Origin of the sequence: Bacteroides sp. D2 (assembly GCF_025147085.1) — a bacterium.
In the GTDB taxonomy this organism is placed as follows: domain Bacteria; phylum Bacteroidota; class Bacteroidia; order Bacteroidales; family Bacteroidaceae; genus Bacteroides.
The window spans coordinates 5,950,933-5,969,102 of sequence record NZ_CP102261.1 but is presented as its reverse complement, the minus strand read 5'-3'; the positions used below and the strand labels follow the sequence as shown (position 1 = coordinate 5,969,102).

At 40.3% G+C, this 18,170-nt stretch carries 19 protein-coding genes, 2 tRNA genes, 2 pseudogenes and 1 riboswitch; of the genes and pseudogenes, 19 read left to right on the top strand and 4 right to left on the bottom strand.

The genetic code is table 11. The features are described 5' to 3' along the window. The first annotated feature begins 96 nt into the window (after window positions 1–96). Window positions 97–663 carry a flavodoxin gene (locus tag NQ505_RS22610; RefSeq protein WP_009000021.1) on the top strand — a complete coding sequence of 189 codons (567 nt, stop codon included), beginning with the start codon at window positions 97–99 and terminating at the stop codon, window positions 661–663. A 25-nt stretch (window positions 664–688) separates the two neighbouring features. Then, entirely contained in the window at window positions 689–1,687 is a 999-nt protein-coding gene (locus NQ505_RS22605; protein ID WP_009000022.1) for an aldo/keto reductase, read from the top strand. A 56-nt stretch (window positions 1,688–1,743) separates the two neighbouring features. Here NQ505_RS22605 and NQ505_RS22600 read toward each other — a convergent pair whose 3' ends face one another. Further along, window positions 1,744–2,277: a phosphohydrolase gene (locus NQ505_RS22600; protein WP_009000023.1), complete on the bottom strand. Its 534-nt coding sequence runs from the start codon at window positions 2,275–2,277 to the stop codon at window positions 1,744–1,746. A 10-nt stretch (window positions 2,278–2,287) separates the two neighbouring features. Further along, window positions 2,288–2,384: riboswitch (purine riboswitch) on the bottom strand. Between the two features lie 334 nt (window positions 2,385–2,718). Between NQ505_RS22600 and NQ505_RS22595 the strand changes: the two genes are divergently transcribed. The 7 genes and pseudogenes from NQ505_RS22595 (at window position 2,719) to NQ505_RS22565 (ending at window position 6,595) form a co-directional block, all read left to right on the top strand. Beyond that, window positions 2,719–3,282: a response regulator transcription factor gene (locus NQ505_RS22595; protein ID WP_009000024.1), complete on the top strand. Its 564-nt coding sequence runs from the start codon at window positions 2,719–2,721 to the stop codon at window positions 3,280–3,282. Window positions 3,283–3,425: 143 nt separating this feature from the next. After that, window positions 3,426–3,794: pseudogene (locus tag NQ505_RS22590) on the top strand (putative quinol monooxygenase); the annotation flags it as partial. An 11-nt stretch (window positions 3,795–3,805) separates the two neighbouring features. Next, on the top strand, window positions 3,806–4,633 hold the full coding sequence (locus tag NQ505_RS22585) for a carboxymuconolactone decarboxylase family protein (RefSeq protein WP_009000026.1): 828 nt from the start codon (window positions 3,806–3,808) through the stop codon (window positions 4,631–4,633). A gap of 39 nt (window positions 4,634–4,672) precedes the next feature. Then, window positions 4,673–4,762 (top strand): annotated as a pseudogene (locus NQ505_RS22580) (sugar O-acetyltransferase); the annotation flags it as partial. A gap of 98 nt (window positions 4,763–4,860) precedes the next feature. Continuing rightward, the gene (locus NQ505_RS22575) at window positions 4,861–5,424 is read left to right on the top strand and encodes a flavodoxin (protein WP_009000027.1); all 564 of its coding nucleotides are present in this window, start codon (window positions 4,861–4,863) and stop codon (window positions 5,422–5,424) included. Between the two features lie 105 nt (window positions 5,425–5,529). After that, the gene (locus NQ505_RS22570) at window positions 5,530–6,108 is read left to right on the top strand and encodes a Crp/Fnr family transcriptional regulator (RefSeq protein WP_004321275.1); all 579 of its coding nucleotides are present in this window, start codon (window positions 5,530–5,532) and stop codon (window positions 6,106–6,108) included. 64 nt (window positions 6,109–6,172) lie between these two features. Further along, window positions 6,173–6,595: a GNAT family N-acetyltransferase gene (locus NQ505_RS22565; protein ID WP_004311505.1), complete on the top strand. Its 423-nt coding sequence runs from the start codon at window positions 6,173–6,175 to the stop codon at window positions 6,593–6,595. Between the two features lie 218 nt (window positions 6,596–6,813). On the opposite strand, the gene NQ505_RS22560 is transcribed toward NQ505_RS22565, so the two are convergent. Together NQ505_RS22560 and NQ505_RS22555 are read right to left on the bottom strand one after the other, a co-directional pair. Next, a tRNA-Asp gene (locus NQ505_RS22560) sits at window positions 6,814–6,887 on the bottom strand. Between the two features lie 55 nt (window positions 6,888–6,942). Further along, window positions 6,943–7,016, bottom strand: a tRNA-Asp gene (locus NQ505_RS22555). A 442-nt stretch (window positions 7,017–7,458) separates the two neighbouring features. On the opposite strand from NQ505_RS22555, the gene purU reads away from it, so the two are divergent. From purU to NQ505_RS22505, 10 genes are all read left to right on the top strand, one after another. Continuing rightward, on the top strand, window positions 7,459–8,316 hold the full coding sequence (gene purU / locus NQ505_RS22550) for a formyltetrahydrofolate deformylase (RefSeq protein WP_004297049.1): 858 nt from the start codon (window positions 7,459–7,461) through the stop codon (window positions 8,314–8,316). After that, window positions 8,316–8,906 carry an imidazole glycerol phosphate synthase subunit HisH gene (hisH, locus tag NQ505_RS22545; protein ID WP_008643438.1) on the top strand — a complete coding sequence of 197 codons (591 nt, stop codon included), beginning with the start codon at window positions 8,316–8,318 and terminating at the stop codon, window positions 8,904–8,906. Before purU ends, hisH begins: the two co-directional genes overlap by 1 nt. 18 nt (window positions 8,907–8,924) lie before the next feature. After that, complete coding sequence (gene hisA, locus NQ505_RS22540) at window positions 8,925–9,644, top strand: 1-(5-phosphoribosyl)-5-[(5-phosphoribosylamino)methylideneamino]imidazole-4-carboxamide isomerase (RefSeq protein WP_009000028.1); 720 nt, start codon at window positions 8,925–8,927, stop codon at window positions 9,642–9,644. Between the two features lie 103 nt (window positions 9,645–9,747). Then, on the top strand, window positions 9,748–10,500 hold the full coding sequence (gene hisF / locus NQ505_RS22535) for an imidazole glycerol phosphate synthase subunit HisF (protein WP_009000029.1): 753 nt from the start codon (window positions 9,748–9,750) through the stop codon (window positions 10,498–10,500). Between the two features lie 64 nt (window positions 10,501–10,564). Further along, a complete protein-coding gene (gene hisIE, locus NQ505_RS22530; RefSeq protein WP_004304029.1) occupies window positions 10,565–11,176 on the top strand; it encodes a bifunctional phosphoribosyl-AMP cyclohydrolase/phosphoribosyl-ATP diphosphatase HisIE in 612 nt (203 codons plus the stop codon). Between the two features lie 41 nt (window positions 11,177–11,217). Next, window positions 11,218–11,946 carry a cell division ATP-binding protein FtsE gene (locus NQ505_RS22525; protein ID WP_004297044.1) on the top strand — a complete coding sequence of 243 codons (729 nt, stop codon included), beginning with the start codon at window positions 11,218–11,220 and terminating at the stop codon, window positions 11,944–11,946. A gap of 13 nt (window positions 11,947–11,959) precedes the next feature. Beyond that, complete coding sequence (locus NQ505_RS22520) at window positions 11,960–13,279, top strand: aspartate kinase (RefSeq protein ID WP_009000030.1); 1,320 nt, start codon at window positions 11,960–11,962, stop codon at window positions 13,277–13,279. A gap of 78 nt (window positions 13,280–13,357) precedes the next feature. After that, window positions 13,358–14,518, top strand: a complete 1,161-nt coding sequence (lysA, locus tag NQ505_RS22515) for a diaminopimelate decarboxylase (RefSeq protein ID WP_009000031.1) — start codon at window positions 13,358–13,360, stop codon at window positions 14,516–14,518. Between the two features lie 141 nt (window positions 14,519–14,659). Further along, window positions 14,660–15,139 carry a ferritin gene (locus NQ505_RS22510; protein ID WP_004304025.1) on the top strand — a complete coding sequence of 160 codons (480 nt, stop codon included), beginning with the start codon at window positions 14,660–14,662 and terminating at the stop codon, window positions 15,137–15,139. Window positions 15,140–15,294: 155 nt separating this feature from the next. After that, window positions 15,295–17,559: a sensor histidine kinase gene (locus NQ505_RS22505; protein WP_009000032.1), complete on the top strand. Its 2,265-nt coding sequence runs from the start codon at window positions 15,295–15,297 to the stop codon at window positions 17,557–17,559. Between the two features lie 31 nt (window positions 17,560–17,590). Here the strand turns inward: NQ505_RS22505 and NQ505_RS22500 are convergent, their stop codons facing one another. Further along, window positions 17,591–17,998, bottom strand: coding sequence for a DUF2721 domain-containing protein (locus NQ505_RS22500; protein WP_004304023.1), 408 nt, complete (start codon window positions 17,996–17,998; stop codon window positions 17,591–17,593). Window positions 17,999–18,170: the final 172 nt, after the last annotated feature.

Sequence of the window (18,170 nt, the reverse complement as noted above, 5' to 3'; positions counted from 1 at the left end):
AAATGGTTATAATATCAGTAATTTGTCTATTGTGTTACTTTCTCTATCCCGGTAACTTTGCATCATCGAAAGGTAATAACTAAAATGAAATTGAAGATGAGAAAATTAGTATTGATTATGTTGATGTGTTTAGTAGCATTAAGCTCTTACTCATGTACCCAAAGTGATGAACCGGTCACCCAGGTGAGTGGAAAGAAAATCCTTGTTGCTTACTTTAGCTGGGGAGGTACTACAAAACGTTTGGCGGAGGAGATTGCTTCACTTACAGGTGGCGATTTGTTTTCTATTGAAACCGTTACGCCTTATCCAACGGATTATACTCCTTGTACGGAGGTGGCAAAAGAGGAATTGGAAAAGGGTATTCGTCCTCCATTAAAAGACGTTGTTAAGAATATGGATGATTATGATATTGTTTTTGTTGGCTGTCCGGTGTGGTGGCATACGGCTCCAATGGCGATATGGTCATTTCTTGAAAGTAAAGAATACAATTTGGAGGGAAAAATCATTGTACCCTTCTGTACTTATGCAGCCACTTACCGTGATGAAACCTTGGCTAAAATAGTAGAACTTACTCCGGATTCTGAACATCTGAAAGGTTTTGGTTCTACGGGCAGTACAAGTGGAGCGAAAGGTTGGTTGAGGGAAATTGGAATAATAAAATAACAACAGATATAAATAGTATAGTGTTATGAAGTATAGAGAATTAGGAAATAGTGGACTTCAGGTGTCTGCTATCGGTTTGGGATGCATGGGAATGAGTCATGGATACGGTCCGGCATCTGATAGAAAAGAAATGATTTCGCTGATTCGTCAGGCGTATGAACAAGGTGTGACTTTGTTTGACACAGCAGAAATCTATGGAACAGTGGATAACCCTCATGATAACGAAGAACTGGTAGGAGAGGCATTGGCTCCCATCCGCAATAAAGTGGTAATTGCTACTAAATTTGGAATTTACCTTTCGGAACAAGGCAAGCAATATCAAAGCAGTCGCCCCGAACAAATCAGGAAATCGATAGAAGGTTCATTAATGCGCCTGCGTACTGACCGTATTGATTTGTATTATCAGCACCGGGTAGATACGGAAGTGCCTATTGAAGAGGTAGCGGGTACGATCGGTGAACTTATTCAGGAGGGAAAGATCCTACATTGGGGACTTTCTGAAGCCGGGGTTCAGACTATCAGACGTGCTCATCTTGTACAACCTTTGACTGCTGTTCAAAGTGAATATTCCATGTTCTGGAGAAATCCCGAGACTGATTTGTTGCCGGTTCTTGAAGAATTGGGTATCGGTCTTGTTCCGTTCAGTCCGCTTGGAAAGGGCTTTCTTACTGGGGCTATCAATGAGAATACTAAATTCGGGCAGGGAGATTTCCGTACGATTGTGCCTCGTTTTACTCCGGAGAATATTGCCGCAAATTTACAATTAGTTGATTTTATTAAAGAAGTGGCAGTTTCAAAAGGTGTTACTCCGGCCCAGCTTGCCCTTTCCTGGCTGAAAGAACAAAAGCCTTGGATTGTTTCTATTCCGGGTAGTCGTAGTCTGAAACATCTGACGGAAAATATAGCTGCTGCTGATGTGGAATATACCCAAGAAGAAATGGAGCATATAAATGACGGCCTTAGCCGGATCATTCTTTCGGGAGAACGCTATCCGGCAGAGTTGCAGTCACGGGTGGGGAGATAGGATTAAGCAGAATTACTTATTTGAAATTGTCTGCGAGATATTTCAACTTTTCATTTCTATAAGTGAATGCCTGAAGCTAAGTTTATAAATTCATCCTCAACGATTGTAGGGTTTATAAATTCTAATGTTGGTCTGGATAAAATGAATTTATAATCGTCAGAAATACTTTCAGGCAAAAGGTGTATGAATTCATAAGAAAGCATCTCGTCGTCAATTTCAAATATTGCTTTCTTTTCTGTATCCGAGAGAGGTTCGCTAATAAAATGATTCCAAATCATATTTTGCAGGTGATCTTCGAATTTAAGATATTCAGTAAGTTTGGCTTTTATCGGACGTGTCACATCTGACATATAAGCTTCACTGCTGTCATGCAACAAACACCCCAACTGTATACGGTTGGAAAGCCTTCGTGTTTTAGCCTCTTTGCAGCATGTGATAGAATGTTGGGCAACAGAATAAAAGAAACGGGTATGACCGTTTGCACGACAGATCAAAGACAAGGCATGAGCGATGTCTTTCATATCAATTTTTTCAGGAACAGGGTGGATGGGGTCGAAATGCTTCCCCGTAAAAGTTGTAATGTAACTCATAACTATAGTATTTTTTTGAATTGACTGTTATAAGTAACTATTTACGGTAGTTTGTAGAAACGCTTGTCCAATTACAAGTATATATAACATGGGTGCAAAGATATAATAATTAGTTGGTATAACTCTAATGTTACTCTTACCTGTGTTGCATTTTGCTATAGGACACTATGAAGCAGTTACGTCCGAAAGATCTGGCTGAAGGAACGATTGTGCAGACCTACTCCTACTCATGTCTCTAACTCTCGGTATCGACCTTGGTGCACAAATACAGCAACTGTTGGCAGTGGCCTGTTATAGGCGGATTTACTGTCGGGCTGCCCTTGCTTCTGCTGGTATTGCCGGGTATGATATTGTTAATTTATAAAAAGAGAGAACGAACCGATAATAAATAATTAAATTTGTAATAGCAAAGAGTGATATTGTTAATGAAATTCAGAAGCTATGAAGATATTGATTATAGAAGATGAACGGAGCCTTTCGGACAGCATCGTAGCATATCTCAGCAGTGAGAAGTATTTGTGTGAGCAGGCGTTCACGTATGAGGATGCTAAAATGAAAGTAAATATGTATGAGTATAATTGCATATTGCTAGACCTGATGTTACCGGGTGGAAATGGTCTCGACATTCTGCGTGATATTCGGAAGCAGCGTAATCCGGTAGGCGTGATAATCGTATCGGCAAAAGACTCGCTCGACGACAAGGTGAAAGGGTTGGAGATAGGCGCGGATGATTATCTTGCCAAGCCTTTCCATTTGCCTGAATTGAGTATGCGTATTTATGCTATCATTCGTCGAAAAGAGTTCTCGGCAAATAATATATTGGAGAGTAACGGAATCCGGATTGATTTATTGAATAAGTTGGCTATGGTGAACGACACGCAGGTGGAGCTTACCAAATCGGAATATGATCTGTTGTTGTTTTTTATTGGCAATATAATTCATTTCATTCGAATTATGTACGGTTCTTTATTGCAGAATCGGGGATTTGGGTACAAAAATCCGTAATTGATATACAATTCCATTCATTTTATCGCAGTAAATTTGCAATCAGAAGTTTAACAATGAAAAGATAGAAGATGATGATAAAAACAATTCTAAGTGTTTTGTCTTTATTCGTTATGTTATCATGCAGTATGACAGGGAAAAAGGATATAAAACAGCAGCCTGGTATGTGCGCCAAATTACCTATGGCGGCTGACGGTATTGTGCGGCTATCGAAAATCGAGGTTTATCCGGAGTATCTTGAAGAATATATGAAATATGCGACCGAAGTGGGTGAAGTCTCCTTGCGTACTGAACCGGGAGTGCTGACTATGTATGCCGTCAGCGAAAAAGAGAATCCTGGCAGGATAACTATTCTTGAAACTTACGCGAGTCAGGAGGCTTATAAATCTCATATTGCATCGGAGCATTTTCAAAAGTACAAGCAAGGAACGCTGCACATGGTTAAGACTCTCGTACTCTCTGACCAAACGCCGCTTAACCCCGCAAATTGCATTAATAACTTCATTCAATAAACGAAATGATTATGAATAAACTCCTTTTATTTTCAGTATTTAGTATTTTAACACTCAATGTTATGGCACAAGAAAAGATAGTACAGACGGCAGGACGTGACCAGCTAGGAACGTTTGCCCCCAAGTTTGCGGAACTCAATGACGATGTTCTTTTTGGAGAAGTTTGGAGCCGCACTGACAAACTCGGTCTGCGTGACCGCAGTTTAGTAACCATTACCTCCCTTATCAGTATGGGAATCACGGACAATTCGCTCGTTTATCATCTTCAGTCGGCGAAGAAGAACGGCATCACTCGCACGGAGATCGCAGAGATTATCACTCATATAGGTTTCTATGCAGGTTGGCCGAAAGCGTGGGCAGCGTTCAATTTGGCAAAAGGAGTATGGTCTGAAGATATTGTTGGTGAGGATGCCAAAACAGCTTTCCAGCGTGAGATGATTTTCCCTATTGGCGAACCCAATACAGCCTATGCACAGTATTTTATTGGTAACAGTTATCTTGCTCCGGTTTCGCGCGAGCAGGTGAATATCTCTAACGTTACTTTTGAACCGCGTTGCCGCAATAACTGGCATATTCACCGTGCAACGAAAGGTGGCGGACAGATGCTTATCGGTGTAGCCGGTCGAGGCTGGTATCAGGAAGAAGGTAAACCGGCGGTAGAGATTCTGCCTGGTACGGTTATCCATATTCCTGCCAATGTGAAACACTGGCACGGAGCTGCTGCCGACAGTTGGTTTGCTCATCTGGCTTTCGAAGTTTCCGGTGAAAACACTTACAATGAGTGGCTTGAACCGGTTACAGATGACGAGTATAACAAACTCAAACAGACTAAACGATGATTTTTGCTAATCCTGCTTTATCTTTTGAAAGGAAATAATATGACTACCGAGGAATTTAAGGAATATGTAAAGACGCGCAAAGCGCTTAATACAGAAGAAATACATCGTTTGATGGACGATATGAGCAATTATCAAAGTAATGGAAGAATGAAAACGCCTGTGGGGTTACTCCATCGTGATAATGTCTAAACTAATTAATGATAAGAAATATTTAAAATCAAAATAAAATGAAACAGATTATATTCATATTTATGAGTCTCCTTTGCTTTAGCTGCTCATCAAAAGCGCAGAATCAGACAGCGGATACTAATGTACAGTCCGATAAGAAAATCCTGGTTGCCTATTTCTCTTGTACTGGAACTACAGAAAAAGCCGCCGATGCCATTGCAAAAACGGTTGGCGGCAAACTTTATCAGATAACTCCCGCTACAGCCTATACCTCGGCAGATCTCGACTGGAACAACAAGAGTAGCCGTAGTTCAATTGAAATGACGACTGAAAATTCACGTCCGGAATTGGGGGGAGAAGTGCTTAATCTGAAAGATTACGACGTGATATTCCTTGGTTACCCGATATGGTGGAATTTATGTCCGCGTCCGGTCAATACATTCCTTGAGAAATATGATTTCTCCGGTAAAACCGTTATTCCATTTGCTACTTCCGGAGGAAGCTCGATAACTAATAGTGTAAAACAACTCAAGAAACTTTATCCAAAAATCGTATGGGGAGAAAGCCGATTGTTGAACGGAAGTGTCAAGCAGGCCGGAGAGTGGGCGAAAGGAGTAATATAAAGATGGCTACTGAAAATATATTCACTAAATATGAGAAGTTAAATAGGGCGGAAGTAATAGTGAATATATTAAATGAGTAAGTATATTACGAATCATATTTAGATTATGCTTTTAGAAAAACTACTTAAAGAATTTAATTTTAGTACTAATATTTTTAATTGGGAAGAGTTTAAGTTATTCGACCAATATTTTGAACGAATATTAGTTAGTAAAGGTACATTTTTGATTAAGGAAGGAGAAACAGAGAGGTATAGTTATTTCGTTTTTGATGGAATATTACGTTGTTGGCTTTTAAATCATAACGGGGAAGAACAAACTTTCTGGTTTTGTAAAGAGGGTACGTTTTCAATGTCAAACATATCTTTTACATTACAAACTAGGTCTGCATTTAATGTGCAAACAATTGTAGATAGTGTTATTTACCGAATAGACAAGAAGCAAGTAAATGAACTATATACCGCTATCCCTAAAGTAAAAACTGTATTTGAAGATTTAAATGCTATATTGTTGAATAAACTTTTGAAAAGAAATATCGACTTGATTAAATATTCTCCTGAACAGTATTATCTACAGATGATGGAAGAATATGGTATTACATTAAACTATATACCATTAAAAGATATAGCTTCTTATTTGGGTATCACACCGCAAGCACTAAGCAGAATCCGTAAACGTATTTTTTAACTTGGGTTCAGTGTTTTGAATGTATAAGTAACGAACTTTGCGGCTTTAAATTGCAATTACAAGTATGATTAGAAAAATTAAAGTTACGGATTATCCACGTTTGATGGAAATTTGGGAAAGTGCAGTATTGAGTACACATGATTTTCTTAAAGAGGAAGATTTTCTATATTATAAGGAACGACTTCCGGTATATTTTCAGTATGTTAATCTATTCGGATTTGAACAAGAGGGAATCTTAATCGGATTTATGGGAATTGCAGAAGGAAATCTTGAAATGTTATTTATTGACAATAAGTATCGAGGCGCAGGAATCGGAAAAAAATTAATAACTTATGCCATAGATAATTTGCAAGTAACTAAAGTTGATGTGAATGAGCAAAATGTTCAAGCTGTCGGTTTTTATGAATATATGGGTTTTAACATATATAAAAGGTCGAATTTGGACGGAGAAGGTAAGGAATATCCTATTTTACACATGCAGTTGTAGTCTCTGTTCAATTATAAACAGATGCTTAGTATAGGTACCTTTAATTGAAGATGTAATGTTACATTTGAATAAAATGATTGGTTAAAAAATCATTGTAGAGTTTGAATGGACACATCTATCGCCTACTTAAACTCTGTTTTAAATGAAGTGAAGAAAAAGAAAAAAGCTCTGAAATTCTTGAATTTCAGAGCTTTGCTTTAATTTACTATTTGCTTTCGCGGTGCGTACGGGACTCGAACCCGTGACCCCATGCGTGACAGGCATGTATTCTAACCAACTGAACTAACGCACCAAATTTTAATCGGATTAACTCATTTATATTTCTCTCTGCTTCTTAGTGAAAGAAGCGGTGCGTACGGGACTCGAACCCGTGACCCCATGCGTGACAGGCATGTATTCTAACCAACTGAACTAACGCACCAGAATTTCAATTTATTAATCTGCATCTCTCTCGATTGCGGGTGCAAAGGTAGTTGTTTTTTGTAAACCTGCAAGCGTTTTGAGAAAAGTTTTTTTCAAGAAAAAACGAGAAAAATGCTTAGTGTCTCATTTTGAGTACTTTTGTAATGAAAAAAAATATTCATTTTTCTTCTCTTCGGATAGTGACGGTATCCGGTCATTATAGTGACGCTATCACGATGGAATACCGTCACTATCCGAAGGCAATGGCGTCACTATCCTAAAGTTTGTCATTCTTTTCATTGAAAATAGCTCCCGATATCTTTCTATCTGTAAGAAATCACCGTTTTTATATCAACTTTCTGCTTGAATAATTCGTAATTTTGCAATAAATCGTTATTTTTGCGGACTAAAATTAGAAAGGTAGAAAATAATCTGCCTAGAATCGTTAATTAGTAAAAAGAATGATGACAACAGCCAAACTGTTATTGCACTGTCCCGACAAACCGGGAATCCTTGCGGAAGTGACAGACTTTATTACGGTAAACAAAGGAAATATTATCTATCTGGATCAGTATGTAGATCATGTAGAGAACATCTTCTTCATGCGTATTGAATGGGAACTGAAAGATTTTCTGGTTCCACAGGAAAAAATTGAAGATTATTTCAGAACACTCTACGGGCAAAAATATGAAATGGATTTTCGTCTTTATTTTTCTGATGTAAAACCACGTATGGCTATTTTCGTATCCAAGCTGTCACATTGTCTTTTCGATATGCTAGCCCGGTATACGGCAGGAGAGTGGAATGTAGAGATACCTCTTATTATAAGTAACCATCCGGATTTGCAGCACGTAGCAGAACGTTTCGGAATTCCTTTCTATCTGTTCCCTATCACCAAGGAGACGAAAGAAGAACAGGAGCGCAAAGAGATGGAACTGCTTGCCAAACATAAGATTACATTTATTGTATTGGCACGCTATATGCAGGTGATCTCCGAACAGATGATTAATGCTTATCCGAATAAAATTATCAATATTCATCACTCTTTCCTTCCTGCGTTTGTAGGGGCGAAGCCTTATCACGCAGCTTTCCAGAGAGGGGTGAAAATTATTGGTGCAACTAGTCATTATGTAACGACAGAACTGGATGCCGGACCGATTATTGAACAGGATGTAGTGCGCATTACTCATAAAGATGCTATTGAAGACCTCGTAAATAAAGGAAAGGATTTGGAAAAAATCGTTCTTTCGCGTGCAGTGCAGAAGCACATCGAGCGCAAAGTTTTGGCTTATAAAAATAAAACAGTAATATTTAGCTGATGAAAGTAGCAGTTGTAAAATACAATGCCGGCAATATTCGTTCTGTGGATTATGCTTTAAAACGGTTGGGGGTAGAAGCGGTGATTACTGCTGATAAAGAAGAACTCCAGTCGGCTGATAAAGTTATTTTTCCCGGAGTGGGAGAGGCGGAAACTACCATGAACCACTTGAAAGCAACGGGACTGGACGAACTGATAAAGAATCTCCGTCAGCCTGTATTTGGAATTTGTCTCGGCATGCAGTTGATGTGTCGGTATTCCGAAGAAGGAGAAGTCGATTGTTTGAATATCTTTGATGTGGATGTGAAACGTTTTGTCCCGCAGAAACATGAGGATAAAGTGCCGCACATGGGATGGAACACCATTGGAAAAACGAATAGCAAATTGTTTGAAGGGTTCACCGAAGAAGAGTTTGTCTATTTTGTGCATAGCTTCTATGTGCCGACCTGCGACTTTACTGCTGCTACAACTGACTATATTCACCCGTTCAGTGCTGCGCTGCATAAAGATAACTTTTATGCTACCCAGTTCCATCCGGAGAAAAGTGGTAAGACAGGAGAGAAGATTCTGACAAACTTTTTAAACCTCTAAGATACAAATAGTAAATAGATGATAGAAATTATTCCAGCCATTGATATTATTGACGGAAAGTGCGTACGCCTTTCCCAGGGAGATTACGATAGTAAAAAGGTGTATAATGAGAACCCGGTGGAAGTTGCTAAGGAGTTTGAGGCGAACGGTGTTCGCAGGCTTCATGTGGTAGACTTGGACGGTGCTGCTTCTCATCATGTCGTTAACTATCGGGTGTTGGAACAGATTGCTGCACGCACTTCTCTCGTCATAGATTTTGGTGGGGGAGTAAAGAGTGATGAAGATTTGAAAATTGCTTTTGAGAGCGGTGCGCAGATGGTAACCGGAGGAAGCATTGCAGTGAAAGATCCGGAATTATTCTGTCATTGGCTGGAAATATACGGCAGTGAGAAGATTATTTTGGGGGCAGATGTAAAAGAACATAAGATAGCCGTCAATGGTTGGAAAGATGAAAGTGCCTGTGAACTTTTTCCATTTCTCGAAAATTATATAGATAAAGGTATACGAAAAGTAATCTGTACGGATATTAGCTGTGACGGAATGTTGAGTGGCCCTTCTATCGATTTATATAAAGAGATGCTGGCAAAATTCCCTGACCTTTATCTGATGGCTAGTGGCGGGGTGAGCAAGATGGATGATATTGTTGCCTTGGATGAGGCCGGTGTTCCCGGAGTTATTTTCGGTAAGGCATTATACGAAGGACATATCACCTTACAAGATTTGAGAATCTTTCTATAATGAGCGTATCGGAATAAATAAGATACCTTTATTATAAGGAAGATAAGAATCGAGCTTCAGGAATATAGATTATAAATTGTTGAACAATAAATAAAATAGGATTGTGTTAGCAAAAAGAATAGTACCTTGTCTGGATATAAAAGACGGACAAACCGTGAAAGGAACGAATTTTGTCAACTTGCGCCAAGCCGGTGATCCGGTGGAGCTAGGTCGTGCTTACAGTGAACAGGGAGCGGATGAACTTGTTTTCCTGGACATTACTGCAAGCCATGAAGGACGTAAGACTTTTACGGAATTGGTAAAACGGATTGCTGCTAATATCAATATCCCATTTACCGTAGGTGGTGGAATCAATGAATTAAGTGATGTAGACCGTCTGCTGAATGCAGGGGCAGATAAGATTTCTATCAATTCTTCCGCTATCCGCAATCCCCGGTTGGTTGACGAGATAGCAAAGAATTTCGGCTCACAAGTTTGTGTGTTGGCTGTAGATGCCAAACAGACCGAAAACGGCTGGAAATGTTACCTGAACGGAGGACGCATCGAAACGGATAAAGATCTGTTCGAGTGGACTAAAGAAGCACAGGAACGCGGAGCAGGAGAAATACTCTTCACAAGCATGAATCACGATGGTGTAAAAGCCGGTTATGCAAATGAAGCACTTGCCGCTTTAGCGGATCAACTCTCCATTCCCATCATAGCTTCGGGAGGTGCGGGCTGTAAGGAGCACTTCCGTGATGTCTTTTTACAGGGAAAGGCAGATGCTGCATTGGCTGCCAGTGTTTTTCACTTCGGAGAAATTAAAATTCCCGAATTAAAATCGTATCTTTGCGGCGAAGGAATTACCATCAGGTAAAAAAACATTCGTAGGCGATAGATAGTAATTGTAAATTGAAATAGTAATTAGAACTTATATAAAAATGGAATTGGATTTCGATAAAATGAACGGACTCGTTCCGGCTATCATACAGGACAATGAGACACGTAAGGTCTTGATGCTGGGTTTCATGAATAAAGAAGCTTATGATAAAACGGTGGAAACCGGAAAAGTTACATTCTTTAGCCGTACGAAGAATCGTTTATGGACAAAAGGTGAAGAAAGCGGTAACTTCCTTCATGTTGTATCTATAAAGGCTGATTGCGACAATGATACATTATTGATTCAAGTAGATCCGGTAGGTCCTGTGTGTCATACAGGCACAGATACTTGTTGGGGGGAGAAAAACGAAGAACCGGTCATGTTCCTGAAAGCATTGCAGGACTTCATAGACAAGCGTCACGAAGAGATGCCCGAAGGTTCTTATACGACCAGTCTGTTTGAGTCGGGAATCAATAAGATAGCTCAAAAAGTAGGTGAGGAAGCTGTGGAAACAGTGATCGAAGCAACGAACGGTACTGACGAACGTTTGATCTACGAAGGAGCCGACCTCATTTATCACATGATTGTATTGCTTGCTTCAAAAGGCTATCGCATCGAAGATCTTGCACGTGAACTGCAGGAAAGACATAGCAGTACATGGAAGAAGCATTAATAAGTAAAGATTAGAAATTAAAAATTAAAACGGGAGTCGGCATGGATGACGGGGCGTTGATACAATATAAGAACGTAGAAATCCATCAACAGGAACTCTGTGTGCTAAGTGATGTAAATCTGGAATTGCACAAAGGAGAGTTTGTCTATTTGATCGGAAAAGTAGGCTCGGGAAAAACGAGTCTGCTCAAGACTCTTTATGGCGAACTGGATGTAATTGACGGTGAAGCGGAAGTGCTGGGTTATAATATGCGATCTATCAAACGTAAGCATATCCCGCAACTGCGCCGCAAGTTAGGCATTGTATTCCAGGATTTTCAGCTGCTCACAGATCGTACTGTATATAATAACCTGGAATTTGTGCTTCGTGCCACAGGCTGGAAAAACAAACAGGAGATACAGGAGCGTATTGAAGAAGTGCTTCAACTGGTGGGAATGTCCAACAAAGGTTATAAACTTCCGAACGAACTTTCCGGTGGCGAACAGCAGCGCATTGTGATTGCACGCGCCGTACTCAATTCTCCGGCTATCATCCTGGCGGATGAACCAACAGGAAATCTGGATGTGGAAACAGGTAAAGCCATCGTTGAATTGTTGCACAATATCTGCGAATCCGGCTCATCGGTAGTGATGACGACGCACAATTTGCAACTGTTGAAAGATTATCCGGGCAGGGTATATCGTTGTGCCGACCATCAGATTGTAGATGTGACTGATGAATATATGCCCAGACAGAGAACAATAGAAATAGATTTAAATATAGATAACTAAAACAGTAACGAAAATGAAAGTTTTAAAGTTTGGAGGAACTTCCGTAGGTTCTGCTCAGCGCATGAAGGAAGTAGCCAAATTGATTACCGATGGTGAACAGAAGATTGTTGTTCTTTCTGCTATGTCAGGAACAACAAACACATTGGTGGAAATTTCGGACTATCTGTATAAGAAGAATCCGGAGGGTGCCAACGAGATTATTAATAAGCTGGAAGCAAAATATAAACAGCATATTGATGAGCTTTTTGCAACCCAGGAATATAAACAGAAAGGTCTTGAAGTTGTCAAATCCCACTTCGACTACATCCGCTCCTATACTAAAGACCTTTTCACTTTGTTCGAAGAGAAAGTGGTTTTGGCACAGGGAGAGCTTATCTCTACGGCGATGGTAAACTTTTACCTGCAGGAATGCGGTGTGAAGTCCGTGTTGCTTCCGGCTTTGGAATTCATGCGTACTGATAAGAACGCAGAACCGGATCCCGTATATATTAAGGATAAATTGCGTGCTCAACTGGATCTTTATCCGGATACGGAAATCTACATTACGCAAGGTTTTATTTGTCGCAATGCTTACGGTGAGATAGACAACCTGCAACGTGGTGGTAGTGATTATACTGCTTCTCTGATCGGAGCCGCAGTAAACGCTTCCGAAATCCAGATTTGGACAGATATCGACGGTATGCACAATAACGACCCGCGTATTGTTGACAAGACTGCTCCGGTTCGTCAGCTTCACTTCGAAGAAGCCGCCGAATTGGCTTACTTCGGTGCAAAAATCCTGCACCCTACTTGTATCCAGCCGGCTAAATATGCCAATATCCCTGTTCGTTTGTTGAACACAATGGATCCGGATGCTCCGGGCACGCTGATTTCTAACGATACGGAAAAAGGCAAGATCAAGGCAGTAGCTGCAAAAGATAATATCACCGCTATTAAGATCAAATCCAGCCGTATGTTATTGGCTCACGGTTTCTTGCGTAAGGTGTTCGAAATCTTCGAAAGCTATCAGACATCTATCGATATGATCTGTACGTCAGAGGTCGGGGTATCTGTTACGATAGATAACACGAAACATCTTAATGAGATTCTGGACGACCTGAAGAAATACGGAACAGTAACCGTTGATAAAGAAATGTGTATCATCTGCGTTGTAGGTGATCTTGAATGGGAAAATGTCGGTTTTGAAGCAAAAGCACTCGATGCGATGCGCGATATACCGGTGCGAATGATCTCGTTTGGAGGAAGTAACTACAACATCTCCTTCCTCATTCGGGAGTGTGATAAGAAAGTAGCTTTACAATCGTTGAGCGATATGCTTTTCAACGGCAAGTAATTCCACAAATAACACGAGCGCTTTTACCGAACTGATAAAGGCGCTCTTTTTTAACCAACTAAACAAGTTTTTCGAATTATGAAGGGAATATTTCCAATCGATAAATTCCGCACTTTGCAGACACCTTTCTATTATTACGATACCAAAGTGCTGCGCGATACATTGTCGGCTATTAACCATGAGGTTGCCAAATATCCTAATTATTCAGTGCATTACGCTGTTAAAGCAAATGCTAACCCGAAAGTACTTACCATCATCCGTGAGAGCGGAATGGGAGCCGACTGTGTGAGCGGTGGAGAAATTCGTGCCGCTATCCGTGCAGGATTTCCGGCCAATAAAGTTGTTTTTGCAGGAGTAGGTAAAGCAGACTGGGAAATCAATCTCGGGCTGGAGTACGGCATCTTCTGTTTCAATGTAGAGTCTATTCCCGAACTGGAAGTAATCAATGAATTGGCTGCTGCTCAAAATAAGGTGGCTAATGTTGCTTTCCGTATCAATCCGGATGTAGGCGCACATACTCACGCAAATATCACTACCGGTTTGGCAGAAAATAAATTTGGTATCAGCATGCAGGATATGGACAAGGTGATAGATGTGGCACAGGAGATGAAAAACGTAAAGTTTATCGGGCTTCATTTCCACATTGGTTCACAGATTCTGGATATGGGCGATTTTGTAGCTCTCTGTAATCGTGTCAATGAATTACAGGATAAATTGGAAGCTCGCAGAATTCTGGTGGAACATATTAATGTAGGAGGTGGTTTGGGAATTGACTACGGACATCCCAATCGTCAGGCTATCCCGAACTTCAAAGATTACTTCGCTACCTATGCCGGACAACTGAAACTGCGTCCTTATCAGACCTTGCATTTTGAATTGGGGCGTGCAGTTGTAGGACAGTGCGGTTCCTTAATCTCTAAGGTTCTGTATGTAAAACAAGGCACACGGAAGAAATTTGCCATTCTGGATGCAGGTATGACCGATCTTATCCGTCCGGCTCTGTATCAGGCATTCCATAAAATGGAGAATATTACTTCCGAAGAACCGTTGGAAGCATACGATGTAGTAGGACCGATCTGTGAATCGTCGGATGTTTTCGGAAAAGCGATTGACCTGAACAAAGTGAAGCGTGGTGACTTGATAGCCCTTCGTTCTGCTGGTGCTTATGGTGAAATAATGGCTTCCAGATACAACTGTCGTGAACTGCCGAAAGGATATACTTCCGACGAACTGGTGTAAGTAAAAAATGAACCGCTACAATCAAAATGTGAATGTAGTTTAAAAATATAGGGTGCATGGAACAATTTTAACTGAAAGCTTGTTATTTTTGTAATGAGTTCAAAAAGAAACTACATTAACAACTTAATAAAAAATACGATTATGATTTCAGAAAAATTACAGAATGCAATTAACGAACAGATTACTGCTGAAATGTGGTCTGCTAACCTGTATCTAGCAATGTCTTTCTATTTTGAGAAAGAAGGTTTCAGCGGTTTTGCTCATTGGATGAAAAAGCAGTCCCAGGAAGAAATGGGACATGCTTATGCAATGGCAGATTATATCATCAAACGTGGAGGAACTGCTAAAGTAGATAAAATAGATGTTGTTCCTAACGGATGGGGTACTCCTCTGGAAGTATTCGAACACGTATACAAACATGAATGTCATGTTTCTCAATTGGTAGACAAGCTGGTAGACGTAGCTGCTGCTGAAAAGGATAAAGCAACACAGGATTTCTTGTGGGGATTTGTTCGCGAACAAGTAGAAGAAGAAGCTACTGCGCAAGGCATTGTTGATAAAATCAAGAAAGCTGGTGATACCGGAATTTTCTTTGTAGACTCACAATTGGGACAGCGTTAATGATGCTACTCTGAAAAATAGTTCTTTAATATATGATAGAAGCTGCCTGAATTCCTTTTCAGGCAGCTTCTTTTTTTTCACTTATTTGGCTTATGTTCGAAAATAAACTACCTTTGTATTACGAGTCAGAGAGAAATTAATCCCAGTTATTATAAATGAATGGTTTGAACAGAGGAATTATAAGATTGCTCCTTTTATCTTTATTGCTCCTTTTAGGGGTGAGTAGTTGTTCTCAAAAAGAGGAACGACGTATTTTAGTTGTCCACTCTTATGAGGAGACTTATGCGGCTTATCCGGAATTTAACCGGATGATAGCGGAGCAATTTGAAAAAGAGAAAATTGATGCTGATATTCGTACCGTTTATTTAGACTGTGAGTCCTATTGGGAGGAACCGGAACTCGAACGGATGCGCTTTCTGGTTGATTCCGTATCGAAAGACTGGCGGCCGGAAGTGATTCTGGTGAATGAAGACCAGGCTACTTATTCATTGATGAAATGCGGAATTCAGTTGGCGAAAGAAGTGCCTGTGGTTTTTGGTGGTGTCAATTATCCGAATTGGGGATTACTGAAACATCATCCCAACGTGACAGGCTTCCATGACAAGATAGCCTTTAATGAGAATATCAGTGTGGCAAAAGAGCTTTTCGGTGAGCACGTTCGTTTGTTTACCATGCTCGATACTACCTATATCGACAGACAAATCAGAAGAGATGCAAAGGAGCAGTTTAAAGGACATAAAGTGACCGGATTCATAGATAATCCCGAGCTTTCTCCTGAAGAACAAATACGTTTGGTACAGGAAGATGGTTATACCCGTTTCATGGCTATTCCTTTGCGTAATGCCAGAAATCATTCGGATGCTACTTTTATGTGGGTTTTGAACAGGAGTTACCGCGATCAATGTTATATCCAGTTGAAACGTGATTACACCACTATTAATATTGGGAGTATCTGTGGTAGTCCTAGTCTGACAGCCATTAATGAAGCCTTTGGGTTTGGTGAGAAGTTGTTGGGTGGATATATCACTTCGCTGCCTATTCAGGTAGAAGAAGAGGTGAAAACTGCCGTTCGCATATTGCAGGGCGCAAGTCCCTCGGATATACCCATTGTTGAAAGCCGGAAAGAGTATGTCGTAGACTGGAATACAATGACGCAAATTGGTTTGAGTAAGGAAAGTATTCCTGCTAAATATCGTATTATCAATATTCCGTTCAGAGATGAATATCCATTTTTGTGGGGAGCCTTAGTTGCTTCATTTGTTCTTTTCCTGATTTTACTTTTTGCTTCTCTTTGGTGGCTATATCTTCGGGAACAGATGAGGAAAAAACAGGCTCTTATAGCATTGGCTGATGAAAAAGAAACATTGTCATTAGCCATTGAGGGTGGAATGACGTATGCTTGGAGATTGGATAAGGGTTGTTTTGTTTTTGAAGATGCATTCTGGGCGTCGCAAGGGCTAAATCCTAGACAACTTTCGTTTAAGGAATTCATGAGCTTTATTCATCCTGATCATTGGGAGGGAGTGAAGTTCAACTGGCGAAATCTGAAAAGTGCTCATAAAAAAATTGTGCAGGAACTTTGTAACTTCGACGGTAAAGGCTATCAGTGGTGGGAGTTTCGTTATACTACTAAACAGCTTTCGGGTGGTGAATATAAAACAGCAGGTTTGCTGCTTAACATACAAGATATAAAAGATCGTGAGGAGGAACTGGAAGCTGCACGCTTACTCGCTGAAAAGGCAGAATTGAAACAATCATTCCTGGCAAATATGAGCCATGAGATACGTACTCCACTTAATTCGATTGTTGGCTTTGCCAATATTCTGGCATTGGAAGATGGATTGAGTTCTGTAGAACGCGAAGAATACATCGGCACTATTAATAAGAACAGCGAGTTGCTGCTCAAATTGATTAACGATATTCTGGAGCTTTCTCGTATCGAATCAGGCTATATGTCTTTCTCGTTTAAGAAATGTAGGGTGAGAGAGCTGATTGATGACATTTATATGACTCATCAGGTATTGATTGCTCCACGCCTGGAATTCCTGAAAGAAGTGGATAATATACCTTTGGAAATTAATGTGGATAGAGAGCGCTTGATACAAGTTCTAACAAACTTCTTGAATAACGCCAGTAAATTTACGGAAACCGGATATATCAAATTAGGGTATATTTATCTGCCGGATGAGGGGCGTGTGCGGATTTACGTAGAAGATACTGGGAGAGGTATTCCACGCGAAGAACAACGGATGATTTTCAGCCGTTTCTACAAACAGAACGAATTCTCACAGGGAGCAGGATTGGGGCTTTCTATTTGTCAGGTAATTATAGAAAAACTGGGTGGAAGGATTGAACTCAAATCCGAAGTAGGCAAGGGAAGTCGCTTTACGGTCGTCCTTCCTTGCCGGGTAGTGTCTTGATAAAACTTAATAGGAGGGATTGTCAACCGTGTTATTTTTTGTTTTTCCCTTTCTCCATCGTTCCCAAGTAAATCTCCAGTGAACGGGTGGAAATCTGTATTTCGCGGAAAGATACGCCTAGAGAGGCTATCAACAGAATCAGTGCCAGTCCGAATACGTAAGCAGAAAATAATTGCAGTCCGATATAAATAAGAAACATACTGACTACGCAAAGAAAAAGACTTGCAATACCCAGTCCTTGCATTGTACGGGTCAGGTTCAACCGTTTCCGTAAATTCTCGATTTGAGCTTCAGTGATATCCGAAGGGTTCTCCACGTAGCGGTCACGCAGTTGGCGCACAAGTTGGGCATACGATAAGAAACGGTTGGTGTAAGCCAACAAAATCAATGAAACTGCCGAGAAAAGTAGGGCGGGAGTAGTGAGGGTCAGTTCTTCCATAATCTATTTTTTGTAGTCAAGTAGCGGTTCAAAATTCATTTTATAAAAGAAAATTTAGGTGCAGATTACATAGATTTCACGTATTATACGTTTTTTAGAATGAAGCTTGTTATAAAGCAACTGTGTAAGATACGTGAAATCTGTGCGATCCGTGTAATCCGCGCCTAAAATA